This is a genomic window from Sedimentitalea arenosa (assembly GCF_016428585.1).
Taxonomy (GTDB): Bacteria; Pseudomonadota; Alphaproteobacteria; order Rhodobacterales; family Rhodobacteraceae; genus Sedimentitalea; species Sedimentitalea arenosa.
Map to the genome: position 1 here is coordinate 187,943 of NZ_JAELVR010000004.1, position 24,544 is coordinate 212,486.

Annotated in this window: 24 protein-coding genes; 12 read left to right on the forward strand and 12 right to left on the reverse strand. The window is 67.4% G+C overall.

The genetic code is table 11. The features are described from left to right. Positions 1–68: 68 nt before the first annotated feature. From JF290_RS07425 to JF290_RS07435, 3 genes are all read left to right on the forward strand, one after another. The gene (locus JF290_RS07425; protein WP_199024209.1) at positions 69–1,244 is read left to right on the forward strand and encodes an aspartate aminotransferase family protein; all 1,176 of its coding nucleotides are present in this window, start codon (positions 69–71) and stop codon (positions 1,242–1,244) included. Positions 1,245–1,320: 76 nt separating this feature from the next. Next, positions 1,321–2,247, forward strand: coding sequence for an ornithine carbamoyltransferase (argF, locus tag JF290_RS07430; RefSeq protein ID WP_199024210.1), 927 nt, complete (start codon positions 1,321–1,323; stop codon positions 2,245–2,247). After that, on the forward strand, positions 2,232–3,263 hold the full coding sequence (locus JF290_RS07435; protein WP_328701216.1) for a 2-dehydropantoate 2-reductase: 1,032 nt from the start codon (positions 2,232–2,234) through the stop codon (positions 3,261–3,263). Before argF ends, JF290_RS07435 begins: the two co-directional genes overlap by 16 nt. Before the next feature lie 13 nt (positions 3,264–3,276). On the opposite strand, the gene JF290_RS07440 is transcribed toward JF290_RS07435, so the two are convergent. Then, positions 3,277–4,755, reverse strand: coding sequence for an inorganic phosphate transporter (locus JF290_RS07440; RefSeq protein ID WP_199024211.1), 1,479 nt, complete (start codon positions 4,753–4,755; stop codon positions 3,277–3,279). 92 nt (positions 4,756–4,847) lie between these two features. Further along, positions 4,848–5,306, reverse strand: coding sequence for an NUDIX hydrolase (locus JF290_RS07445; RefSeq protein WP_199024212.1), 459 nt, complete (start codon positions 5,304–5,306; stop codon positions 4,848–4,850). 165 nt (positions 5,307–5,471) lie between these two features. Here JF290_RS07445 and gndA point away from each other — a divergent pair, with 165 nt between their 5' ends. Next, positions 5,472–6,887 (forward strand): NADP-dependent phosphogluconate dehydrogenase, encoded by a 1,416-nt coding sequence (gene gndA / locus JF290_RS07450; RefSeq protein WP_199024213.1) that lies wholly within the window; start codon positions 5,472–5,474, stop codon positions 6,885–6,887. A gap of 3 nt (positions 6,888–6,890) precedes the next feature. Here gndA and hrpB read toward each other — a convergent pair whose 3' ends face one another. Next, positions 6,891–9,347 (reverse strand): ATP-dependent helicase HrpB, encoded by a 2,457-nt coding sequence (gene hrpB, locus JF290_RS07455; RefSeq protein ID WP_199024214.1) that lies wholly within the window; start codon positions 9,345–9,347, stop codon positions 6,891–6,893. Between the two features lie 52 nt (positions 9,348–9,399). After that, on the reverse strand, positions 9,400–10,008 hold the full coding sequence (locus tag JF290_RS07460) for a flavin reductase family protein (protein ID WP_199024215.1): 609 nt from the start codon (positions 10,006–10,008) through the stop codon (positions 9,400–9,402). Positions 10,009–10,090: 82 nt separating this feature from the next. Here JF290_RS07460 and JF290_RS07465 point away from each other — a divergent pair, with 82 nt between their 5' ends. From JF290_RS07465 to ptsP, 7 genes are all read left to right on the forward strand, one after another. Next, positions 10,091–10,582 (forward strand): GNAT family N-acetyltransferase, encoded by a 492-nt coding sequence (locus JF290_RS07465; RefSeq protein WP_199024216.1) that lies wholly within the window; start codon positions 10,091–10,093, stop codon positions 10,580–10,582. Between the two features lie 74 nt (positions 10,583–10,656). After that, a complete protein-coding gene (locus tag JF290_RS07470; protein ID WP_199024217.1) occupies positions 10,657–11,415 on the forward strand; it encodes an EcsC family protein in 759 nt (252 codons plus the stop codon). Positions 11,416–11,537: 122 nt separating this feature from the next. Continuing rightward, on the forward strand, positions 11,538–11,999 hold the full coding sequence (locus JF290_RS07475; protein WP_199024218.1) for an NUDIX hydrolase: 462 nt from the start codon (positions 11,538–11,540) through the stop codon (positions 11,997–11,999). Positions 12,000–12,066: 67 nt separating this feature from the next. Then, positions 12,067–12,495 (forward strand): DUF1178 family protein, encoded by a 429-nt coding sequence (locus JF290_RS07480; protein ID WP_199024219.1) that lies wholly within the window; start codon positions 12,067–12,069, stop codon positions 12,493–12,495. Between the two features lie 49 nt (positions 12,496–12,544). Next, positions 12,545–13,201, forward strand: a complete 657-nt coding sequence (locus JF290_RS07485; protein ID WP_199024220.1) for an SDR family NAD(P)-dependent oxidoreductase — start codon at positions 12,545–12,547, stop codon at positions 13,199–13,201. Between the two features lie 112 nt (positions 13,202–13,313). Continuing rightward, the gene (locus JF290_RS07490) at positions 13,314–14,552 is read left to right on the forward strand and encodes an aspartate kinase (protein ID WP_199024221.1); all 1,239 of its coding nucleotides are present in this window, start codon (positions 13,314–13,316) and stop codon (positions 14,550–14,552) included. Between the two features lie 47 nt (positions 14,553–14,599). Beyond that, positions 14,600–16,843, forward strand: coding sequence for a phosphoenolpyruvate--protein phosphotransferase (gene ptsP, locus JF290_RS07495; RefSeq protein WP_199024222.1), 2,244 nt, complete (start codon positions 14,600–14,602; stop codon positions 16,841–16,843). 19 nt (positions 16,844–16,862) lie between these two features. On the opposite strand, the gene comE is transcribed toward ptsP, so the two are convergent. Genes comE through hisD form a run of 5 tightly spaced genes read right to left on the reverse strand, consistent with a single transcriptional unit; the run spans position 16,863 to position 21,001 of the window. Beyond that, positions 16,863–17,429 (reverse strand): sulfopyruvate decarboxylase subunit beta, encoded by a 567-nt coding sequence (gene comE / locus JF290_RS07500; protein ID WP_199024223.1) that lies wholly within the window; start codon positions 17,427–17,429, stop codon positions 16,863–16,865. A gap of 2 nt (positions 17,430–17,431) precedes the next feature. Further along, entirely contained in the window at positions 17,432–17,929 is a 498-nt protein-coding gene (comD, locus tag JF290_RS07505) for a sulfopyruvate decarboxylase subunit alpha (protein WP_199024224.1), read from the reverse strand. 23 nt (positions 17,930–17,952) lie between these two features. After that, complete coding sequence (locus tag JF290_RS07510) at positions 17,953–18,933, reverse strand: zinc-dependent alcohol dehydrogenase (RefSeq protein ID WP_199024225.1); 981 nt, start codon at positions 18,931–18,933, stop codon at positions 17,953–17,955. Continuing rightward, complete coding sequence (locus tag JF290_RS07515; protein ID WP_199024226.1) at positions 18,930–19,688, reverse strand: SDR family NAD(P)-dependent oxidoreductase; 759 nt, start codon at positions 19,686–19,688, stop codon at positions 18,930–18,932. Before JF290_RS07515 ends, JF290_RS07510 begins: the two co-directional genes overlap by 4 nt. A 5-nt stretch (positions 19,689–19,693) precedes the next feature. After that, complete coding sequence (gene hisD, locus JF290_RS07520; RefSeq protein ID WP_199024227.1) at positions 19,694–21,001, reverse strand: histidinol dehydrogenase; 1,308 nt, start codon at positions 20,999–21,001, stop codon at positions 19,694–19,696. A gap of 114 nt (positions 21,002–21,115) precedes the next feature. On the opposite strand from hisD, the gene JF290_RS07525 reads away from it, so the two are divergent. Continuing rightward, the gene (locus tag JF290_RS07525; protein WP_199024228.1) at positions 21,116–22,147 is read left to right on the forward strand and encodes a LacI family DNA-binding transcriptional regulator; all 1,032 of its coding nucleotides are present in this window, start codon (positions 21,116–21,118) and stop codon (positions 22,145–22,147) included. Positions 22,148–22,307: 160 nt separating this feature from the next. Here the strand turns inward: JF290_RS07525 and phoB are convergent, their stop codons facing one another. The 3 genes from phoB to pstB are packed head-to-tail and all read right to left on the reverse strand — an operon-like array spanning position 22,308 to position 24,521. Beyond that, positions 22,308–22,997: a phosphate regulon transcriptional regulator PhoB gene (gene phoB / locus JF290_RS07530; protein ID WP_199024229.1), complete on the reverse strand. Its 690-nt coding sequence runs from the start codon at positions 22,995–22,997 to the stop codon at positions 22,308–22,310. Further along, positions 22,997–23,713 carry a phosphate signaling complex protein PhoU gene (gene phoU / locus JF290_RS07535; protein ID WP_199024230.1) on the reverse strand — a complete coding sequence of 239 codons (717 nt, stop codon included), beginning with the start codon at positions 23,711–23,713 and terminating at the stop codon, positions 22,997–22,999. Before phoU ends, phoB begins: the two co-directional genes overlap by 1 nt. A gap of 10 nt (positions 23,714–23,723) precedes the next feature. After that, complete coding sequence (pstB, locus tag JF290_RS07540) at positions 23,724–24,521, reverse strand: phosphate ABC transporter ATP-binding protein PstB (protein ID WP_199024231.1); 798 nt, start codon at positions 24,519–24,521, stop codon at positions 23,724–23,726. Positions 24,522–24,544 lie beyond the last annotated feature (23 nt).

Genomic DNA, 24,544 nt, shown 5'->3' on the forward strand with positions numbered 1-24,544 from the left:
AAAATCGTTGACGAAACCGCCCCGCGTGATGCACTCACAGGGCTTCCTGCCTGAAAAAGGATGATCCGATGATCCCGTCCGTTCTGCCGACCTACTCCCGTGCGCCCCTGACCTTCGTCAAGGGCGAAGGCGCCTGGCTGATCGAGGCGGACGGCCGCCGGTTCCTCGATTTCGGGGCCGGCATCGCGGTGAACGCGCTGGGACATGCCCATCCGGCTCTGGTCGAGGCGCTGACCCGGCAGGCCCGGGAGCTGTGGCACACCTCCAACCTCTACCGGATCCCGCAACAGCAGGCGCTGGCCGACCAGCTGGTCGCCGCGACCTTCGCCGACACCGTGTTCTTCACCAACTCGGGCACGGAATCCTGCGAACTGGCGGTCAAGATGGCGCGCAAGTACTGGCACGACAAGGGCCAGCCCGCGCGCACCGACATCGTGACCTTCGCGGGCAGCTTCCATGGCCGCTCCTCGGCCGGGATCGCCGCCGCCGGCTCCGAGAAGATGACCAAGGGCTTCGGCCCGCTGCTGCCGGGCTTCATCCACCTGCCCTGGGGCGATCACGCGGCGCTGCAGGCGGCGATCACCGACACGGTCGGCGCGATCCTGATCGAGCCGGTGCAGGGCGAAGGCGGCATCCGCCCCTTGCCCGACCAATGCCTCAAGGGGCTGCGCGATCTCTGCGACGAGCACGGGATCCTGCTGATCCTCGACGAGGTGCAATGCGGCATGGGCCGCACCGGCAAGCTCTTCGCCCATGAATGGGCCGGGATCGCCCCCGACATCATGATGGTCGCCAAGGGCATCGGCGGGGGCTTCCCGCTCGGTGCGGTTCTCGCCACCGAGCAGGCCGCGGCGGGCATGACCGCCGGCACGCATGGCTCGACCTATGGCGGCAACCCGCTGGCCTGCGCCGTCGGGAGCGCCGTGATGGACATCGTCGCCACGCCGGACTTCCTCGCCGAGGTGAATCGCAAGGCGGGGCTGCTGCGGCAGGGGCTCGAAGGCCTGGTGGCCTCGCATCCGTCGGTGTTCGAGGCGGTGCGCGGCAGCGGCCTGATGCTGGGGCTCAAGTGCCGGGCCACCAACACCGACGTGGTCAGCGCCGGCTATGACGCCCTCATCGTGACGGTGCCCGCCGCCGACAACGTCATCCGCCTGCTGCCGCCGCTGACCCTCGGCGACGCGGAGATCACCGAGGCCCTGCGCCGGCTCGACGCCGCTGCCCAGGCCGTGTCTTCCGCCTGATCTTCATCTTCGGACAAATACTCCGGGGGTGCGGGGGCTGGCCCCCGCCACCGGTCCAGACAAGAGCGACACCGACATGAACCACTTCCTCGATATCCACAAGACCGACCCCGCCGACCTGCGGGAGATGATCGATCACGCGGGCCGGATGAAACAGGCCCGCGACGGCCGCCCGCGCGGTGCCCCGGACGATGAACAGCCGCTCACCGGGCGCATGGTCGCGCTGATCTTCGAGAAACCGTCGACCCGGACCCGCGTCTCCTTCGATGTCGGGGTGCGCCAGATGGGCGGCGAAACCATGGTCCTGTCGGGCAGCGACATGCAGCTCGGGCATGGCGAGACCATCGCCGACACGGCGCGCGTCCTGTCGCGCTACGTCGACCTGATCATGATCCGCACCTTCGACGAAACCGTGCTGACCGAGATGGCGGATTATGCCGACGTGCCGGTGATCAACGGGCTGACCGACCGCACCCATCCCTGCCAGATCATGGCCGACGTGATGACCTATGAAGAACATCGCGGCCCGATCGCCGGCAAGAAGGTCGTCTGGGCCGGCGATGGCAACAATGTCTGCGCCTCTTTCCTGCATGCGGCGGGCCAGTTCGGCTTCGACCTCACCTTCACCGGTCCTGCCCAGCTCGACCCCGAGGACGAATTCGTGGGCCTCGCGCGCAACAAGGGCAGCACGATCACCATCGAACGCGATGCCCACAAGGCGGTGCAGGGTGCCGACCTCGTAGTCGCGGACACCTGGGTGTCGATGCATGACAGCCAATCGGCGCGCGAACGCCGCCACAACATGCTGCGGCCCTACCAGGTCAACGCGGCGCTGATGGCCGAGGCCAAGCCCGACGCGCTGTTCATGCACTGCCTGCCTGCCCACCGCGAGGAAGAAGTCACCTCCGAGGTGATGGACGGGCCGCATTCGGTGATCTGGGACGAGGCCGAGAACCGCCTGCACGCCCAGAAGGCCGTCATGCGCTGGTGTCTGGGCGTCTGATCTCCGCATCCTCCCATATCGTCGTCGCCGGCGCCGGCAGCGTCGGTTGCTTCACCGGCGGGCTGCTGGCCGCCGCGGGGCGGCGGGTCACCCTGCTGGCGCGGCCCCGCACCATCGCCGAGATCGCGGCGCATGACCTGACGCTCACCGATTTCGCGGGGCTCGACCGGACCGTGCCCGCGGCACGGATGACCCTGACGGAGGATCCTGCCTGCCTCGCCGGTGCCGACCTGACCCTCGTCACCGTCAAGACCGCGGCGACCGCCGCCATCGCGGAGGCGATTGCGGACCACGCGCCGCCGGCGGCTCCGGTGGTCAGCCTGCAGAACGGACTCGACGGGATGGAGATTTTGACGCGCAGGCTGTCCGGGCGCGATCTGCGGGCCGGCATGGTGCCGTTCAACGTGGTGCCGATGGGGCCGGGCCGCTTTCACCGGGCCAGCAGCGGCGACATCCTGATCGGCAGTGGCGCGCAGCCGCTCGCGCCGCTTCTGTCGGTGCCCGGCCTGCCGGTCGCGGAAACCGCCGACATCACCGCGGTGCAATGGGGCAAGTTGCTGCTCAACCTCAACAACGCGCTGAACGCGCTCTCGGGCCTTACCCTGCACGCGCAGTTGCAGGACCGGGAGTGGCGTCGCCTGATGGCCGACCAGATGTCCGAGGCGCTGACGGTGCTGCGCGCGGCGGGCATCGCGGTCACGTCCACCACCGCCGCGCCGCCGGGCCTGATCCCGCACGTGCTGCGCCTGCCAACGCCCCTGTTCGCGCGCATCGCGGCGCGGATGATGGTCATCGATCCCAGCGCACGGGCCTCGATGTCGCATGACCTCCTGGCGGGACGCGCCACCGAGATCGATGCATTGCAGGGCCGGATCCTCCGCCTGGCCGAGGAGACCGGTACGCCGGTGCCGCTCTGCCGCCGCGTCGCAGGGCTGATCCGCGAGGCCGAAACTCGTGGGGCGGGGCTGCCGGGTCTCAGCGTCGCGCAGGTCAGGGCCGGCTGGTCCCAGAGGTAGGTCGGCCGTGCCGCTACTGTACGACCGTGTTCAGCAGCAGGAAGATCAGCCCGGACATCAGCGCCGCGGCGGGCACGGTGATGACCCAGGCGGCGACGATGGTCATGAAATGCGAGCGGCGCACCAGCTTGCGGCGGCGACGTTCCTCGGGCGCGATGCGCTTGACGTCGGGCTTCAGTTGCTGCGACCGCAGGCGCCGTTCCATGTGCCATTCGCGGTAGAAGCCGACCCCGAACACCCCGCCGACGGCGATATGGGTCGAACTGACCGGCAGGCCGAGCCAGCTGGCGACGATCACCGTGATCGCGGCCGAGAGCGCGACGCAGAAGGCGCGCATCGGGTTCAGCTTTGTGATCTGGCTGCCGACCATGCGGATCAGCTTGGGGCCGAACAGGAACAGGCCGAAGGAAATGCCGAAGGCGCCGATCACCATGACCCAGGTCGGAATCGCCACCTTGGCGGCGAAATCGCCGAACTCGGCGGCGTGGACGATGGCGGCCAGCGGGCCGACCGCGTTGGCGACGTCGTTGGCGCCATGGGCAAAGCTGAGCAGCGCGGCCGAGACGACCAGCGGCAGGCCGAACAGGGTCTTGAGCGACTTGTTGCGGTTCTCCATGCCCTCGGATTGGCGGCGGATCATCGGCCGGGTCACCATCCAGACCAGGAGTCCCACGATCACGCCTATCGCGAGCGAGGCGGGCAGGTCGATCTCGATGACTCTTTTCAGCCCCTTCAGCGCGAGATAGGAGGTGAACGTCCCGGCCATGATGCCCACCAGCACCGGAACCCAGCGCCGGGCCGCCGCGATCTTGTCGTCCTGGTAGATGATCTTGGCCTTGATAAACGCGAGGAACATGGCTGCCACCGCGCCGCCGAGGATCGGCGAGATCACCCAGCTGGCGGCGATCGCGCTCATCGTCGGCCAGTTCACCGCGGCAAAACCCGCGGCGGCGATCCCCGCGCCCATCACGCCGCCGACGACGGAATGGGTGGTCGAGACCGGCGCGCCGACCCAGGTCGCGAGATTGACCCAGAGCGCCGAGGAGATCAGCGCCGCCATCATCGCCCAGATGAAGGTTCGCGTGTTCTGCACGCTGGTCGGATCGATGATGCCCTTGGAAATGGTCGAGACCACGTCGCCGCCCGCCAGCAGCGCGCCGGCGCTTTCGCAGATCGCCGCGATCAGGATCGCGCCGCCCATGCTGAGCGCCTTGGCCCCGACCGCCGGCCCCATGTTGTTGGCCACGTCGTTGGCGCCGATGTTGATCGCCATGTAGGCGCCGAAGGCGGCGGCGAACAGAACCACCAGGCTGATCGGGGTCTGTCCGAACAGCACCGCGCCGACGAGGGCGGCGATCACGATGAAGGCCATCGCGATGCCGGTGGCGACCATCGGGCGGCCGACATAGGCGGCCGCGTACTCGACCTGGCTGATCCTGTTGAGATCTGTGTCCAGCGTCTTCCACTGGCTGCCGATTGGCGCGTTGGACATGCCTTTGGTTCCCGAACCGTCCGTGGTGATGCTCGTGAGCGCGCCTAGTGTGTCAGGATCGGGATTGCAACAATTTCGTGACGGTCACGTCGTCACAGCTTGCGCAGAATGTCCTTGAGGCCGGGCTCGTCGACCATGTTCGCAGCCTCGTCCGGCGCGACCCATTTTCGGTCGCGTTCGTCCGATTCCGGGTAGGTGTTGTCGAGGTCGATCACGCGCGTCAGGTAGACCGTGGTTTCGACCAGCGCCTCGCCGCCGGAATCCAGCCCCTTGACATACTCGTAGGTGCCGGCGGCCTCGGGATCGATCTCGGCGGTCTTGACGCCGGCCTCTTCCCAGGCCTCCTGCAGGGCCGCTTCGGGCCCGTCGAGACCGTCGATCGGCCAGCCCTTGGGGACGATCCAGCGTCGTGTGCCGCGGCTGGTGATCAGCAGAACGTCCTTGCCCTTGTTGCCCTGCCGGTAGCAGAGCGCCGCGACCTGGACCCGCTTGGGGCGTTGGATCAGCGGAAGGACGAGTTCCGTCCACGCTTTCGAAATTGCATTGTCCATCGTTCAAGCCTGCCTGTGAACTGATTACTTTATTATTAAACATCAATATAGCAGCTTGCGCGGACAATACCAGTTCCGCTCCCCGGGGCCGGCCATGGATTGCGCATCGGGGCGAATGCGCGGATGCTTGGGGTACGGGCAGGAACTTGACGGGGAGCGCGCAAGATGCAGCCGGCACGGATCGGGGTTTACGGATTGGGAACGATGGGGCGGGCCCTGGCGCTGAACCTCGCGGAGAACGGCGTGCGGGTCGCCATCGCCAACCGCGAGACCGACTGGGTTGCCGACACGATGTCCGAAGCCGGGCCGCTGGCTGACCGCCTGGTGCCCGCGGAAACGCTGGAGGGTTTCGTCGCCGCGCTCGAGCCGGCGCGCATGGTGCTGTGCATGATCCCGTCCGGCGCGCCGATGGACGACATGATCGCCCGCCTGCGGCCGCTGCTGGACAGGGGCGATGTGCTGATCGATGGCGGCAACGCCGATTTCAACGACACGCGCCGGCGCGCGGCCGAGCTGGCCCCGCACGGTCTGGACTATGTCGGGATGGGCGTGTCGGGCGGCGCGGAGGGTGCGCGCACCGGTCCCTCGCTGATGGTCGGTGGCAGTCCCGAGAGCTGGGACCGCCTGCGCCCGATCCTGACCGACATCGCGGCCCGGTTCGGCGCGGACCCCTGCGTGGCGCATGTCGGCTCGGACGGGGCGGGGCATTTCGTCAAGACGGTGCATAACGGGATCGAATATGCCGACATGCAGATGATCGCCGAGATCTATGGCCTGTTGCGCGACGGCGCAGGCTGGGAAGCCGGGCGGATCGCGGGGCTTTTCGGCGACTGGACGCGCGGACCGCTGGCCTCGTTCCTGGTCGAGACGACGGCGCAAGTGCTCGGCCACGTGGATGCCGAAACCGGCAGGCCGCTGGTCGACCTGATCGAGGATCGCGCGGGCCAGAAGGGCACCGGGCGCTGGACGGTGATCGAGGCGTTGCGGCTCGGCCAGTCGGCGAGCGCGATCGAGGCCGCGGTGGGTGCGCGGGCGTGGTCCGCCGAGATCGCCGCGCGGCACGCGGGGAGCGCGCTGTTTAACGCTCCGCCGGTTGCGTCGGACGCCCCGTCGCAGGACGCGCTGGCGCAGGCGTTGCTGGCCGGGCGAATCCTGTCCCATGCGCAGGGCTTTGCCGTGCTGCGGGCTGCGGCACGGGAATATGGCTGGGACATGGACCTGTCCCGCATCGCGGAAATCTGGCGCGCCGGCTGTATCATCCGCTCGGCACTGCTCGACGATCTCGCCTCGGCGTTGGCGGGGCAGGTGCCGCATGGGGTGCTCATCCTGTCGCCCGACATCGCCGCGCGCCTTGCCGACGCGGTGCCGGGACTGCGGCGGGTCGTGGGGTGGGCGGTCGCCAGCGGCTTGCCGGTTCCCGCCCTGTCGGCGGCGCTGGCGTGGCATGACAGCATGGGGCAGGCGCGCGGCACCGCCAACCTGATCCAGGCGCAGCGCGACAGTTTCGGCGCGCACGGGTTCCGGCGGATCGACAGGCCGGGCGATCATCACGGGGACTGGCCGCGCGTCGACAACGCCTGAGCGCTACTTGCGCGGCTTGGCCCGCAGGGTCGGATCGGCCGAGGTGGGGTCCTCGGGCCAGGGGTGCTTGGGGTATTGCGCGCGCATGTCCTTGCGCACCTCGGCATAGGAGCCGGCCCAGAAGCCCGGCAGGTCGCGGGTGATCTGGATCGGCCGCTGTGCCGGCGAAAGCAGCGTGATCTTGAGCGGCACGCCGCCGCAGGTCGGGTGCCGGGTCACGCCGAACACCTCCTGCAGACGCAGTTCCACGGCGGGATCCTCGCCGCCATAATCGATCGGCACCCGGCGGCCGAGCGGCGTGGTGAAATGGCTGGGCACATGGGCATCGAGCGCCTGGGTCTGCGCCCAGCTCAGCGCCGCGCGCAGGGCAGGCAGCGGATCGAAGCGTTTCCAGTCCTCGGCCGAGCGCACGCCCGACAGCATCGGCAACAGCCACTCCTCGAGCGACGCCATCAGCCCGTCGGTGGAGAAATCGGGCAGGTCCAGGCCCTCCGCCCGGGCGAGTTCGACCCGGGCCGCGAACCGCTGTGCCGCGGGCGGCAGGCGCAGGCCGATCTCGCGCACGCCGTCGAGCATCGCGCGGGCGATCCCGTCGTCGGGCGCATCGGTCCATGTCCGATCCGACAGCACCACGGCGCCGAGCCGCTCCTGCCGCCGGGCCAGGACCCGGCGGTCGCGTCGGGACCAGGTGCAGATGTCCTCGGACGTGATGCGGTCGGCGAACAGTGCGCGGATCTCGCGCTCGGTGATCTGGGCGGCCATGCGGATGCGCGCCTCGCGCGGGTCGCCGTCCAGATCGGTGACGACGAGGAAGGGCGCACCGGCCAGCGGATCGTCCGGGGCGAGGGCCGCGCCCTTGCCGCCCGAGAGCACGAAGCGGGGGTCGTCGCCCTTGCGCCGCTGCGCGATCCGGTCGGGATAGGCCAGCGCGGCCATCGCGGCGACGGAGAGATCCGTATCGCCCTGGCGCTGCCCGCGCGCCAGCCGCCGGGAGTCGTCGCGGATGCGGGCGAGCGCGCCCGGATCGGCCTGGTGGGGCTGCCCCGCACCATCGCGGGCCCAAAGCGCCTTGAGCCGCAACGACAGATCGCAGGGGGCGCCGCGCAGCGGGTCGCGATCGGCCATCAGCGCGGCCAGCGGCGCCGCATCGCGCCCGGCCGTGACGAGCATATGGGCCAGCCGTGGATGCAGCGGCAGCGCCGCGAGACTGCGCCCATGGGGCGTGATGTGTGAACGATCATCCAGTGCGCCCAGCAGCGCCAGCAGGGCGCGCGCTTCGGCCAGCGCGGCGGCGGGCGGCGGCGTCAGGAAGGCCAGGTCGTTCTCGTGCGCGCCCCACAGCGCCAGTTCCAGCGCCAGTCCGGTGAGATCGGCGGCTTCGATCTCGGCAGGGGGGAAGGCCTGCAACGCGCCTTCCTCGCCGCGGGTCCAGAGCCGGTAGCAGATGCCGTCGCCCACGCGTCCCGCACGGCCCTGCCGTTGTGTCGCCTCGGCGCGGGTCACGCGTTCGGTGACCAGCCGGGACATGCCCGAGCCGGGGTCGAACCGCGCGCGGCGGGCCTGGCCGGCATCGACCACGACACGGATGTCGGGCAGGGTCAGCGAGGTTTCCGCGATCGACGTGGCCAGCACGACCTTGCGCCCGCGCGTCGCCGGGGCGATGGCGGCGCGTTGCCTGGCGAAGGGCATCGCGCCGAACAGCGGGCTGAGCGTGCATGTGTCAGGCAGACGGCGGGTAAGTGCCGCCTCGGCGCGCCGGATCTCGGCCTCGCCGGGCAGGAAGACAAGGAGGCCGCCGCCGAGGGCACGGGTCTCGGCCTCGGCCCGTGTCACCAGGTCGGCCAGTGCGATGTCGCGCCGGTCGTCGGGCCGCAGGGGGCGGTCGAGCCAGCGGGTCTCGACCGGGAAACTGCGGCCTTCCGAGGTCACCATCGGCGCGTCGATCAGCGCCGCCACCGGCTCTGCGTCGAGCGTGGCCGACATCACCAGCAGCCCCAGATCCTCGCGCAGCGCGCCCGCCACCTCAAGGCAGAGCGCGAGGCCGAGGTCGGCGTTGAGCGAGCGTTCGTGGAATTCGTCGAAGACCACCATGCCGATACCGGGCAGGTCGGGCGCGGATTGCAGCATCCGGGTCAGGATCCCTTCGGTCACGACCTCGATCCGGGTCGCCTCGGAGGTCTTGGCGGCGCCCCGCATGCGGTAGCCGACGGTGCGTCCGACCGGCTCTCGCAGGGTCTGCGCCATCCGTTCGGCGGCGGCGCGGGCGGCGAGGCGGCGGGGCTCGAGCATGATGAGCCTCTGGCCTTCGGGAAGCAGCCCCGCTTCGAGCACGGCGAGCGGCACGCGGGTGGTCTTGCCCGCGCCGGGCGGGGCCTGCAGCACCGCGCGCCGGCCGTCGCGCAGCGCGGCGATCAGCTGCGGCAGCGCATCGTCGATGGGCAGGGGAATGTCGCGGGCCATTGTCGCGTTATCGCCGAGCCCCGCGCCGAGGTCCAGCGCGGGAGCCTCGTGCTCAGGCCTCGTCGGGGCGGATCATCTCGAACACCTCGGTCACGTGCGAATAGTCGCGATAGCCCAGCCGGCTCAGCGGTTGGAAGGTGGTCACGTCGAACCGTCCGTCGCGCAGGCAATCGTCACGCATGTGCACGCCCGTCACCTCGCCCAGCACCAGGCGATTGTGCGCGCCGGGCAGTTCGACGATCCGGGTCAGCTTGCATTCCAGCGCGGCGGGCACGCCGTCGACGCGCGGGCAGTCGATGGTTTCGCAAGGAAGCGCTGTGAGACCGGCGGCGTCGAACTCGTCGACCTCGCGGCCGAGCCCTGCCGAGCTGACGTTCATGGCATCGCGCATCGCATATTCGACGATGTTGACGCAGAACACGCCGGTTTCGGCGATATTTGCGACGCTGTCCTTGGTGCCGGGCTGGTCGGGTTTGGCCCCGGTCGAGGAGAACATGACCTGCGGTGGAACGTAGGCCACGGCGTTGAAGAAGGAATAGGGCGCCAGGTTGCGGGTGCCATCCGCTGCGCGGGTCGATATCCAGCCGATCGGGCGCGGCGTGACGATGGCGTTGAACGGGTTGTGCGGCAGTCCGTGGCCGTCCTCGGGTTTGTAGAACATTGGGGGTCTCCGGGATGTTTGCCCCAGACCTAGCGGCGTGTTAGGGCGATTGCCACCCGATTACGCCGCACGGACCTCTCGCGTGATAGAACTGAAGCCCGAAAGACAGGACGACTGGTGGGAGGTCGAGGCGCTGTATGACCTGTGTTTCGCGCCCGGTCGCGAAGCGCTGTCCTCCTATCGCCTGCGTGACGACATCCCTCCGGTGTCCGGACTGTCGCTGGTGGCCCGCGACGAGAGCGGCATCGTGACCGGCGCGATCCGGTTCTGGCCGGTGCGGGTCGGGGGGCTGCCGGCCTTGCTGCTGGGGCCGGTCGCCGTGCACCCGACGCACCAGGGCGAGGGGCTGGGCGGCGTGCTGATCCGCGACGGGCTGGCGGCGGCGCGCGCGCACGGATGGACGCGGGTGATGCTGGTGGGCGATGCGCCCTATTACGGGCGTTTCGGCTTTTCGCGGTTGACCGATGTGCGGATGCCACCGCCGACCAATCCGGAGAGGGTCCTGGGGCAGGACCTGACGCCGGGGGCCTGGGACGGGGTCGCGGGTGATGTGCAGCGGTGGGACGCGGTTTGACGCCGCCGTGGGGTGGCAACATTGAAAAGCCCGCGCGCAGTGCCGATCTTGGAGCGGATATCGGAGGGTTCGGAATGAACGACATCGTGACCGTGGAGCCGGTTGACCTCGAGGCGGAACTGGACCGGCTGGCGCGGGAGTACCGCGCGGCGGGTGGGATCGGTGTGCAGATGCTGACGACGCTCGGCGGGCGGGCCGAGAACCTGCTCGACCGGTTGCCGGCCCCGGTGCGCGCGCAGTTGAGCGGGGCGACGGCGCAGGCGCTGATCCTGGCGATGCAGGCGGCGCAGAGCTCGCGCGGCGCCGTGCCGGACCAGAAGCCCTGGGTGAATACCGCGGTGACCACGGCAATGGGGGCCGCCGGCGGGTTCGGGGGCTTGCCGACCGCGCTGATCGAACTGCCGGCCACGACCACGATGCTGCTGCGCTCGATCCAGGGCGTCGCCGCCGACATGGGATTTGATCCATCCGCCGAGAACGTGCAGTTCGACTGCATTCGGGTCTTCGCTGCTGCCGGACCGCTGGCGGAGGATGACGGGGCCGACCTCGGGTTCATTTCGCTGCGGCTGACGCTGACGGGGGGCGCGATGCACAAGCTGATCGCCACGGTGGCGCCCAAGCTTGCCGCGGCGCTTGGCCAGAAGCTGGCGGCGCAGACCGTGCCGATACTGGGCGCGGTGGCCGGCGCGACGGCGAATTACGTCTATACCAGTTATTACCAGCAGATCGCGCGGGTGCATTTCGGGCTCAGACGCCTGGCGATCGATGCCGACGTGCCGCAGCAGGAGCTGGTCGCCGCGCTCACGGCGCGGATGCAGGACAGGTTGCGCTGAGACTGCGTCACCAAGGCCGCTATCCGTGAAAATCGGATTTCCGCGCCGCATTTTGGGGTGGAATGCCCGCACGCCGCGTGTAACCTGACGAAAAAACACGAACCAGAGGCAAAGTGCGCGGGATGTTGATCAAACAATTGCCGATCACTGTTCGGGCGTCCCACAAGAGCGACGTGCGCACCCAGTTTGCGGCCTTGTGTTTCCGGATCGCCAAGAACAAGCCGCAGGTCCTGCTGGTGACGTCGCGCGGCACCGGACGCTGGATCATACCCAAGGGCTGGCCGATGCACGGCAAGACCCCGGCGCACTGCGCCGAGCGCGAGGCCTGGGAAGAGGCGGGCGTGATCGGCAAGGCGGCGGACCAGGCGCTTGGACTGTTTTCCTACAACAAGGTGCTGGATGGCAGCGGGCTGCCCTGTGTCGCCATCGTCTATCCCGTCCGCGTCAAGTCGCTGGCCCCGGACTATCCCGAAAAGAACCAGCGCCGGCGCAAGTGGTTTTCGCCCGCGAAGGCGGCGAACCGCGTGTCCGAGCCGGAGCTGGCCCGGATATTGCGCGATTTCGATCCGAAAATGATCCGCTGAGCCGCTCTGTTGTCTTGATCGCAACGGCCGGGTGGATATCTAACACTGTGCACGACGAGATGGGACGATGATCCAATACGCCCTCAAATGTGCCGAAGGGCACAGTTTTGACAGCTGGTTCCAATCCGCAGCCGCCTTCGAAAAGCTGGCGGCCGCCGGACTGGTTTCCTGCGCGGTCTGTGGTGGCACACAAGTCGAGAAGGCGATCATGGCCCCGAGAGTGAGCGGGCCGCGCGACAGTGAACCAGCCCCCGGCCCGTTGAGCCAGCCCGCAAGCCCCGCCGAACAGGCCTTGGCCGAATTGCGCCGCAAGATCGAGCGCGAATCCGACTATGTGGGCAACCGGTTCGTGACCGAGGCGCGCGCGATGCATGACGGCGACACCCCCAAGCGGGCTATCCATGGCGAGGCGCGCCCCGAAGAGGCGCGCAAGCTGATCGAGGATGGCGTGCCGGTCGCCCCGCTGCCCTTCCTGCCCAAGTCCAAGGCCAACTGAAGCAAAGCGACCGCCGGTGCCGACCGTGCGGTCATGCAAGGAGACGCGCATGTCCGAGCCGACCCATATCGTCATCACCGGGGCCAATCGCGGCATCGGTCACGCGCTTGGCGAGCATTTCCGCGCCGCGGGCAACCGCGTCACCGGAACGTCGCGCGACGGCAGCGCCGGGCTGGCGCTGGACGTGGTCGACCCCGCGCAACATCGCGCGGTCGCGGATGCGCTGGCGGGACAGGCGGTCGATCTTCTGATCTGCAATGCCGGTGTCTATCTCGACAAGGGGCAGGCTCTGGATGATGGCTATCCGCCGCGCATGTGGCAGGACACGTTCGCCGCCAATGTCACCGGTGTCTTTCTGACCGTTCAGACCATGCTGCCGCTGCTGCGGCTGTCGGAGGCGCCGAAGATCGCGATCATCTCGTCGCAGATGGCGTCGCAGACCAACGCGCCGGGCGGCAGCTACATCTACCGCGCCTCCAAGGCGGCGGCATTGAACCTCGGGCGGAATCTGGCCGCCGACCTGCGGGGGGAGGGCATCGCGGTCGGCATCTATCATCCCGGCTGGGTGCGGACCGACATGGGCGGCGGCGGTGCCGACATCACGGTCGACCAGGCCGCGACCGGCCTGATGGCGCGGTTCAAGGCGCTGTCGCTGGACAGCACGGGCTGTTTTGAAACCTGGGACGGCAGGTCGCACCCGTTCTGAGCCCACGTCACGGCGGGCGATCGCCCCCGCGTCTTTGCCCACTTGCCCTTGAGGCACCCCTCGCATAAGAGGCGGGCGATACAGACTGCCCAGGCGCGGAAAGACCCGGACCATGCCCGTTCTCGTGATGAAATTCGGCGGCACATCGGTGGCCAATCTCGACCGGATCCGCCGCGCGGCCAAACGCGTCGGCGTCGAGGTCGCCAAGGGCTATGACGTGATCGTCATCGTTTCGGCAATGTCGGGCAAGACCAACGAACTGGTCGGCTGGGTCGAGGAAACCTCTCCGCTGTTCGATGCCCGCGAGTACGACGCGGTGGTTTCGTCGGGCGAGAATGTCACGGCCGGGCTGATGGCGCTGACGCTGCAGGAGATGGACGTTCCGGCGCGCAGCTGGCAGGGCTGGCAGGTGCCGGTCAAGACCAGCAGCAGCCATTCCAGCGCCCGGATCGAGGAAATTCCGACCGACAACATCACGGCGAAGTTCGGCCAGGGCATGCGGGTGGCGGTCGTCGCGGGCTTTCAGGGCATCAGTCCCGAAGGCCGGATCACCACGCTGGGCCGGGGCGGGTCCGACACCACGGCGGTGGCCTTCGCCGCCGCTTTCGGGGCCGAGCGTTGCGACATCTATACCGATGTCGATGGCGTCTATACGACCGACCCGCGGATCACCGACAAGGCGCGAAAGCTCGACCGGATCTCGTTCGAGGAAATGCTGGAGCTGGCCAGTCTGGGCGCCAAGGTGCTGCAGACGCGGTCTGTCGAACTGGCGATGCGCTATAAGGTCAGGCTGCGGGTTCTGAGCAGCTTCGAGGAACAATCCGACACGGCGGGCACGCTGGTCTGCGATGAGGAGGATATCATGGAATCCAATGTTGTGGCCGGTGTGGCCCATTCCCGCGACGAGGCCAAGATGACGCTGCTGTCGGTGGCGGACCGTCCCGGCATCGCCGCGACGATCTTTTCCGCGCTGTCCGATGCCGGGGTGAACGTCGACATGATCGTGCAGAACATCTCGGAAGAGGGGCGCACGGACATGACGTTCTCTTGCCCGACGGCGCAGGTGGCGCGGGCGGAAAAGGCGCTGGCCGACATCAAGTCGTCCGGGGGGTTGAATTTTGCCGAACTCGTCGCCGACAAGGACGTGGCGAAGGTCTCGGTCGTCGGGATCGGGATGCGCAGCCACACCGGGGTCGCGGCGAAGATGTTCAAGGTGCTCTCGGAGGAGGGGATCAACATCAAGGTCATTACAACCTCAGAGATAAAGATTTCCGTGCTGATCGACCGGAAATACATGGAACTCGCCGTGCAAGCCCTGCATGATGCGTTCGAACTGGACAAGGCGGCCTGAGGGCGATCCCGCGCGGCCGCCCTGTCGAAAAGGACTGAAGCGGAGTCATGGTCGAGCGTATGGAGAGCGAAAGCCGCAAGCTGCTGGGGCGTCTGCGAGACGCCATGGCCAGCGATGTGGCCGGGCAGGCCAGGCTCGACAAGATCACCCACCTGATCGCCGACAGCATGGGAACCGAGGTCTGCTCGGTCTACCTGTTCCGGGACGATGAAACGCTGGAACTCTGCGCGACCGAGGGGCTCGACCAGGCGGCCGTGCACCAGACGCGCATGCGTCTGGGCGAAGGCCTGGTTGGCCGGGTCGCCAAGACCGGCAAGACGATGAATACGCCCGATGCGCCGGCGGAAAAGGGTTTCCGCTACATGCCCGAAACCGGGGAGGAGCGGTATTCGTCCTTCCTCGGCATCCCGATCCAGCGCCTGGGCGAAAAGCTGGGCGTGCTGGTGGTGCAGTCGCATGACGCGCGCGTCTATACCGCCGACGAGACCTATGCGTTGGAAGTGGTCGCGATGGTCATCGCCGAGATGACCGAACTGGGCGCCTTCGTCGGCGAGGGCGCGGCCCTGTCGGCGCGTCACCAGCAACCGGTCGTATTCAAGGGCACCACGGCGCAGGAGGGCGCGGCGGAGGGCCATGTCTGGCTGCATGAACCGCGCGTGGTGGTCACCAACCCGATCGCGGACGATCCGCAGAAGGAACTCGAGCGGCTCAAGGAGGCGGTCGAGCAGTTGCGCGTCGGTGTCGACAAGATGCTCGACATGTCGCGCAGCGGCGACAGCGAGCAGCTTCAGGTGCTGGAAGCCTACCGGATGTTCGCCAATTCCAAGGGCTGGATGCGGCGGATGGAGGAAGACATCAGCCGCGGCCTGAGCGCCGAGGCGGCGGTCGAAAAGGAACAGTCGCTGGCCCGGGCCCGGATCGGGCAGGTGACCGACTCCTATCTGCGCGAACGCCTGAGCGACCTTGACGACCTGTCCAACCGCCTGTTGCGAATCCTGACCGGGCAGGGCCGCGAGACCGGCGCCGATCTGCCGCCGGACCCGATCCTGATCGCGCGCAACATTGGTCCTGCCGAGTTGCTGGAATACGGCCGCAGCCTGCGCGGTGTCGTGCTCGAGGACGGATCGGTCGGCAGCCATGCGGCGATCGTGGCGCGGGCCCTGGCGATCCCGTTGATCGTCCATGCCGGGCGCATCGCGACCGAGGCGCTGAACGGCGATCACATCATGGTTGACGGCGACCAGGGCGTCGTCCACCTGCGCCCCGACGACAGCGTCGTCACCGCCTTCCGCGACAAGATCGCCATGCAGGCCGAGGCGCAGCAGCGCTATGCATCGATCCGCGACACGCCGGCGGTGACCCGGTGCGGCAACCGGATCGAACTGAACATGAACGCCGGCCTGATGGCCGACCTGCCGTCGCTGCAGGGATCGGGTGCCGAGGGGGTGGGGCTCTTCCGCACCGAGTTGCAGTTCCTGATCCGCAACCAGATGCCCAAACGGATGGAACTGGCCGAGCTTTATGCGCGCGTTCTGGATTCCGCGCATGGCAAACGGGTTGTCTTCCGCACGCTCGACATCGGCAGCGACAAGGTGCTTCCCTACATGAAGCCCAATGACGAGCCCAACCCGGCGCTCGGCTGGCGGGCGATCCGGGTGGGTCTCGACAAGCCCGGTGTCATGCGGATGCAGTTGCAGGCGCTTATCCGCGCCGCCAACGGGCGGCCGTTGACGATCATGTTCCCGTTCGTGGCGCAGTTCGAGGAATACCGCCAAGCCCGCAAGGAGGTCGACAAGGCCATCGCGCGCGAGGTGAAGCTGGGTCACGTGCTGCCCGAGACGCTCGAGGTCGGCGCGATGCTGGAAACCCCGTCGCTGGCCTTCGCGCCCGAACAGTTCTTCCGGGAGGTCGAGTTCCTGTCGATCGGCGGCAACGACCTCAAGCAGTTCTTCTTCGCGGCGGATCGCGAGAACGAGCGGGTCCGGCGACGCTATGACACGCTGAACGTGAGCTTTCTCAGCCTGATCGAAAAGATCGTGGAGCGCTGCGCGCGGACCGACACGCCGCTCAGCTTCTGTGGCGAGGATGCCGGGCGTCCGATCGAGGCGATGTGCCTGGCGGCGATCGGCCTGCGGTCGCTGTCGATGCGACCCGCGTCGATCGGTCCGGTCAAGAGCCTGTTGCTGCGCTGCAATCTCGAAGAGGTGCGCAAGGTCATCATCGACGCCCGCCACCGCGGCGAACAGAGCGTCCGCCCTGCCGTGATGGAGTATCTGCGGGAACAGGCCTGACCCCGCAGAATTGCGCGTGTCAGCCGGCGTTCCGACGCGCCACTTCGCGCATGAAGCGGTCGCGGATCACGACAGGGTCCATCGTGATGACGGGCACCTTGATGTTGCCGCTGTCGCACTTGCAGACGATGATCGTCATCCTGTCCCCGGCCAGCGCGGTTTTCAGCGCCTCCGCCGTGTCTTCGGCGGCCACCTCGACCACGGTCTCGCAGCCGCAGGCCCGGGCCACCGCCGCCAGCGAGGTCTTCTTGCCCGCATAGGTCGGCTGATCCCCGGTCGAGCCGTAGCTGCCATTGTCGATGATCAGCAGGATGAAGTTGTCGGCCTCGTTGTTGGCGATGGTGGGCAGGGTGCCGAAATTGGTCAGGACGGATCCGTCGCCGTCGATGGCGATGACCTTTTCCTTCTGCCCGAGCGCCAGGCCCAGCCCGATCGACGAGGCCAGGCCCATCGTGCCGAGCATGTAGAAATTGGTCGGCTGGTCGTCGATCATGTGCAGTTCCTGGCTGGGCAGGCCGATGTTGCAGACAACCAGCTGGTCGGAAATCACGGGCGCGATGGCGCGCAGGACGTCGGAGCGGTTCATGATCAGTATCCTCCCCAGAAGGACGCGTCGGTCAGGATCGCGACGGGCTTGTTGCACATGAAGGTGTGTTTCAGGATCTTGTCGAGTTCGGCAACGTCGTCCTGCTTGTGGAAATGGTAGGTCGGAATGTGCAGCTGCGCGAGCAGCGCCTTGGTGTGGACCGCCATCTCGACCTGGCAGGCCACCGGCTCGCCGAGTTCGCCGCGATAGGAGATCAGCATCGGCAGCGGCATCCGGTAGAATTGCGTCAGCGTCACCAGGGTGTTGATCGTGACGCCGAGCGCGGTGTTCTGCATGATGATCATCGGTCGCTTGCCGGCCATGAAGGCCCCGGCGCAGAGGCCCATGCCCTCGTCCTCCTTGTTGGCGGGGACGTGGTGGATGTCGGGGCAGGCCTCGATCCGTTCGATCACCCCGCCAAGCTGCTTGCATGGTACGGTGGTGACGAATTCGATCCTGTTGGCGACAAGGTCGGCCACGATTCTTTCGTCGATGGACACGGACTCTCTCCTCGGGGTTGGCGTTACGGTGTCAGCATGATCTTCGGCGCGGCGGTGCGCCCGGCGCGGATGTCGTCAAAGGCTGCGGCCCCGCCCTCAAGGGACCGGCTCTCGACCCAGTCGAGCGCCCCGAACCGGCGGTCGAAGATGGCCTGCGCGGTGTCTCGGAAATCCTGTGCCGTGTAGGTATAGGTGCCGATGAAGGTGATTTCCTGCAAGGTCATTCGGCGCACATCCAGCCCGCCGCTCGCCTCGCCCAGCCCTATATGGACGATCATGCCGCCGGGGCGTACGGCGGCGCAGGCGCTGGAACGGGTGGCGGCGAGACCGACGCCGTCGATGACGAGGTCGAACGCACCATCGGGCAGGGTCTGTGCTGTGCGAAACTGCGGTTGGCGATCCAGTGTCGCGCGCCGCGCGGTGTTCGGTTCGACCAGGGTGATGTCGAGAGCGCCCCGCGCGGCCAGGGACAGCGCCGCGCCGAGCCCGATAGCGCCGCCGCCCAGAACCACCGCGCGGGTGTCCCGAGCCTCCTGCGCCAAGGCGGCAAGGCCCAGCCGGACCCCGTGCCAGCCGCAGGCGAGTGGCTCGGTCAGCGCGGCCTGTGCAAGGTCGGCGTCGTCCGGTAGGTGGACGAGGTTGCGGGTCGGGATCGCCACCAGTTCGGCAAACGCACCGTCGCGCGGGGGCATCGAAATGATCTGCCGACTGGCACAGAGGTTGGTCTTGCCGGCCCGGCAGGCGGGGCAGGTGCCGCAGGTGACCAGCGGGTTGATCGTCACCCGCCGCCCATCGTCCGGCCCGCCGATCACGAGGCCAGAGGCCTCATGGCCGAGGATGAGCGGCGCGGGGCGGCGCTCGTCATGGCCGAGAAAGGCGTGCATGTCCGACCCGCAGATGCCGGAGTGGCGTATGCCGACAAGGGTTTCGCCCGGCCCCGCGACGGGGTCCGGCACCTCGCGCAGGGCAAGGCTTTCGGGACCGGTATAGACAAGCGCCTTCATTTCGCGGTGAACCCCCCGTCGACGAAAAGCACCTGTCCGGTGACGTAATCCGAAGCCGGGGCGCAGAGAAACAGCAGCGGGCCGCGCAGGTCTTCCGGCGTGCCGTTGCGTCCGATGCAGGTCTGCTCGGCCAGGCGGCGCGCCCGTTCGGCGTCGGCAAAGACCGGCGCCGTCAGTTCGGTGTGGAAGAATCCCGGCGCCAGTGCGTTGGCGGTTATGCCGTGGCGCGACCAGGCCTCGGCCATGGCGCGGGTCATCTGTTCGACGGCCCCCTTGGACGCGCCATAGGCAATGCCGTCGGGAAAGGCCCGGCGCGATTGCAGCGAAGCGAAGTTGATGATCCGGCCCCAGCCCTTGGTTCGCATCGCCGGCACCAGCGCCTGCGCCAGGAAGAAGGGGGCCGCGACGTTGAGCGTCTGTGTCGTGGCCCAATCTTCGGGCGTGATCGTATCGGCGGGTTGGCGCGGGTTGATCCCGGCGGCGTTGACGAGGATGTCGGGCGATCCGAACGGTTGGGCGACGGCGTCGGCCACTTCGGGCCAGCTTGCGCGGTTCGAGAGATCCGCCTCGTGGATCGCCGTGCTGCCCGGGGTTGCAGCCTGCCATGCGGCCAGCGCATCGCCCCGCCGCGCGACGCTGACGACCCGCCCGCCGGCCTGCGCCAGCGCCATCGCGCAAGCCCGGCCCAACCCGCTGCTGGCGCCGGTCACGCAGGCCACCTTGCCTGCAAGATCGAAGATCGGGTCCGGCGGCACCGCGCCTATCCGGTCGACGTGAGATCGAAGGATTCATCCGGAAAATACTTGCGCAACCGGATATCGGCGCTGCGCGCGTGGCCTTCCATGCCTTCGAGGCGGGAAATCCGGGCCGTCGCCTCGGCCACGTCGCGCGAGCCCTCGCGGGTCGCCCGCTGCCAGGTGACGATCTTCATGTATTTGTGCACCGACAGCCCGCCGGTGTATTTCGCGCTGCGCGAGGTCGGCAGAACGTGATTGGTTCCTGACGCCTTGTCGCCAAAGGCGACGGTGGTTTCCTCGCCCAGGAACAGGGAGCCGTAGCATTGCAGCCGGTCCAGCCACCAGGGCAGGTCATCGGCTTGCACGGTCAGGTGTTCGGGTGCGTATTCGTCCGATGTCGCCGCCATTTCCTCGCGGTCGGCACAGAGGATCACCTCGGCATAATCGCGCCAGGCGGCCTCGGCATTGGCGCGGTTGAGCTCGGGCAGATCGGCGATGAGCTCCGGCACGCGCTGCAGGACGGTTTCGGCCAGGGCGCGGTCGGAGGTGACCAGCCAGACCGGCGAGTTGTAGCCGTGCTCGGCCTGGCTCACCAGATCTGTCGCCACGACCTCGGGATCGGCGGTATCATCGGCGAGGATCAGGCTGTCGGTCGGTCCGGCGATCATGTCGATCCCGACCCGCCCGAACAGGATGCGCTTGGCCTCGGCCACGAACTGGTTGCCGGGGCCGACCAGGATGTCGGCCTTGGGCAGACCGAACAGCCCGAAGGTCATCGCGGCGACACCCTGCACCCCACCCATCGCCATGATCCGGTCGGCGCCGCAGAGATGCGCGGCATAGACGATGGCGGGCGCCACGCCTTCGTCCGGGCGCGGGGGCGAACAGGCGACGATGTGCTTGCATCCGGCGACCTTGGCGGTGGTCACGGTCATGATCGCGCTGGCGATGTGGCTGTAGCGGCCGCCCGGCACGTAGCAGCCTGCGGCCTGGACGGGGATCGCCTTCTGCCCGGCGATCAGGCCCGGGACGACCTCGAATTCGATATCATGCATGGTCTGCTTTTGCGCCTCGGCGAAACGGCGCACGTTGTCATGGGCAAAGGCGATATCGGCCTTGAGCTTTTCCGGCACGCGGTCGGCAGCGGCGCGGATGTCGTCGTCGCTCAACAGGATGTTGCCGTCATATTGGTCGAACCGGTTTGCATAGGTGCGCGCCGCATTGTCACCGCCGGCCTCGATGTCGGCGAGTATGGCCTGCACGGTCTCCCGCACGTCGCCGGCATCTGTCTGGGCGGTCTTGGTGGCCTTCTTCAGGTAGACGGGCGCCATGCGGGGCTCCTCTTTCCGGGTCGGGACTGGCGAGTGCACCCAAGATGTAAGCGCTTGCATCGGTTGTTGCAAGCGCTTACATTTTCACAGTCGTAGTTTTTTTGGACCTCGCGCATGGACCGCACTGGCCATCCGACACTGCAGGACGTTTCCCGTCACGCCGGTGTGTCGACCGCGACCGTGTCGCGCTGTGTGAATGACCCTGAAAAGGTCGCGCGCAAGACCCGTGAACGGATTGAACGCGCCATCGAAGAGCTTGGATACACGCCCAATTTCGGCGGGCGGGTGCTGGCGTCGCGGCGCAGCAACACGATCGGCGTCGTGATCCCCACGATGAACAACGCGATGTTCGCGGGAGCGCTGCAAGCCGTGCAGGAGGTGCTGTCGGATTCGGGCAAGTCGATGCTGGTCGCAACGTCCGGCTATGACCCCGAACAGGAGTTCCGGCAGATTCGGGCGCTGGTCGGCAGCGGCGCGGACGGGCTCCTTCTGATCGGAACCGACCGACCGGCCACCACGCGCGACTACCTCGCCCGCCGCGCCGTTCCGCATGTCCTGACATGGTGCCATGACCCGGCCTCGGAGGCCCCGACCGTCGGGTTTGACAACCATGAAGCGGGCAAGGTGATCGCCGAGGCGGCGATCGGGCTGGGGCACCGGGCCTTGGGGATCATCGGCGGTATCAGCACGGACAATGACCGCGCCGCCGGCCGGATCGAGGGTATGCGCGCCGCCGTGGCCGAAGCGGCCGGCGGGGTGCGGATCGTGGGTGTGCAGGAAACGCGCTACAGTCTGGACCGGGGCGACGAGGCATTCGATCGCTTGATGGCGAGGGCCCCCATTCCGAGCGTCATTCTCTGCGGCAACGACGTTCTGGCCACCGGCGCAATCCTGCGGGCGCGGGCGCGTGGCGTGCGAGTGCCAGAAGATGTTTCGATCACCGGTATCGACGATCACGACCTTGCGCGGGTTGTCTTGCCGGCGCTCACGACGGTGCGGGTGCCGCAGCGCGACATGGGACGGCAGGCCGCGCAGGTTCTTCTTGAACGGATTTCCGGAGCCGGGCCTGTGCGTGGGCGGGAACTGCCGCTCGAACTGGTCTGGCGCGATTCCCTGGCTGCGCCGCGCCAGGTTCCACCGGACTGAAAGCGTGGCGTCAGAGGCCGGTCAGCGCGCAGCAGATGCTACGCCGGGATCCAGGCGGACCGATACGCGGTCCAGCGATCAGGTGACGCCGCATTCGGAAAACCAGGCCTTGGCCACCGGCAAGCGCCAAGGCCTGTCCGTGTCCGGTGCAGGCCGTGTCCTATCCCAGAGCATATCCTGCACCGCGGACGGTGCGGATCGGATCCTCTCCACCGTGTCGGATCAGGGCCTTGCGCAAGCGCCCGATGTGAACGTCCACGGTCCTCGTGTCGACGTAGATTTCCCGGCCCCAGACCCGGTCGAGCAGTTGTTCGCGGCTCCAGACCCGGCCCGGTTTCTCCATGAAGGTCGTCAGAAGGCGAAACTCGGTTGGCCCGAGCTTGAGCTCGTTTTCACCCCGAAACACCTTGTGGGTTTCGGCGTCGAGCATGATGTCGTCATAGGTCAACCGTTCTCCGACCGATGCCGCGCGTGATCTGCGCAGATGCGCTTTCACCCGCGCGATCATTTCGACCAGAGAGTAGGGCTTGCAGATATAGTCGTCGGCACCGGTTTCGAGGCCGCGCACCCTGTCCACCTCTTCCGAGCGCGCCGAGAGCATGATGACCGGGATCATGCGCAGCGATGGGTTCAGCTTGATGCGCCGGCAGATCTCTATGCCCGAGGTGCCGGGCAGCATCCAGTCGAGCAGGATCAGGTCGGGCTCTTCCTCCTTGATCAGCAGCAATGCCTCGTTCCCGTCCTCGGCCTGGATGACGCGAAATCCCTCGCTCTCGAGGTTGTAGGAAATGATCTCTCTCTGCGCCGGTTCATCCTCGACGACCAGGACGGACGCTTGCATCTCGGCCATCAGTCCTTGGCCTCCTGCAACTCCAGCGAGGTGCGGTCCTTCTTCGGTCGGTCATCATCCGGGAGGTCGCCGGTCACGAGATAGATGGTCTGCTCGGCGATCCCCGTCGCGTGATCGCCCACCCGTTCGATGTTCTTGGCGATGAAGTGCAGATGCATGCCGACGGCGATGTTGCGATGGTCTTCCATCATGTGCGTCAGAAGCGACCGGAACAGGGTGTTGTAGATCTGGTCCGCCTCGAGGTCCCGGTCGATGATCTCTGCCGCCGCCGACGTGTCCCGCTGGATGTAGGCGTCCAGCGCGTCCTTGACCATTGCCTCGACGAAAGTGGACATGCGGCCGAGCGCCGTCAGCGTGCCGCTGATTTCGCCGCTTTCCGCCATGGCGATCGTCCGCTTCGCGATGTTCTTCGCGTAATCGCCGCACCGTTCGAGATGCGACGCGATCTCCATGACGGAAAGCACGGTCCGCAGATCGCCCGCGGTGGGGGATCGAAGCGCCAGAAGCCTGGCGGCGTCGGTCTTGACCGTCATGTCGAGCTCGTCGACCACTTTGTCGCCTTCGCGGACCTGCCCGGCCAGTTCGACGTCGCGAGTCTTGAGGGCCGTGGCCGCATCCATCAGTGCCTTTTCGACGAGACCGCCCATCTTCATGACCGTTGCCTGGATGCTTTCGAGGTCCCGGTCGAACGAGGACACGATGTGTTTTGCGTTCATGATCTTTTCCTTACCCGATTCTACCGGTGATGTAGCTTTCGGTGCGTTTGTCCCTTGGGTTGGTGAAAATCTCGCCGGTATCGCTGAACTCGACCAGGTGCCCCAGGTGAAAGAACGCGGTTTTCTGGCTGACACGCGCCGCCTGCTGCATCGAGTGGGTCACGATCACCACCGAGTAATCCTGCCGCAACTCGTCGATCAACTCTTCGACCTGCGCCGTGGCGATGGGGTCCAGCGCCGAGCAGGGTTCGTCCATCAGCAGGACCTGGGGTTCGGTCGCAATGGCCCGCGCGATGCAAAGACGCTGCTGCTGCCCGCCCGAAAGCCCGGTTCCGGGCTGATCCAGACGATCCTTCACCTCGTCCCATATCGCGCCCCGGCGCAGGGATCTTTCGACGATGTCGTCCAGCTCGGCCTTGGATTTCGCGAGGCCGTGGATGCGCGGACCGTAGGCGATGTTGTCGTAGATCGACTTGGGGAACGGGTTCGGTTTCTGGAACACCATCCCGACTTGCGCGCGCAGTTGGACCGGGTCGACCGACTTGTGGTTGATGTCTTCGCCGTCGATCCTGATCTCGCCCGTCACCCGGCAGATGTCGATCGTGTCGTTCATGCGGTTGAGGCAGCGCAGGAAGGTCGACTTGCCACATCCGGACGGTCCGATGAACGCGGTCACCGTCTTGTCGGCGATGTCGACGCTCACGTCCTTGATGGCATGCGTGTCGCCATAGTGGACGTCGACGCCCCGTGCCGTGATTTTCGTATCGGTCATCATTGCGTCCCATTCGATTTTTCTCATGTCGTTCATATCAAATGTCCTCCGGTTTGGGA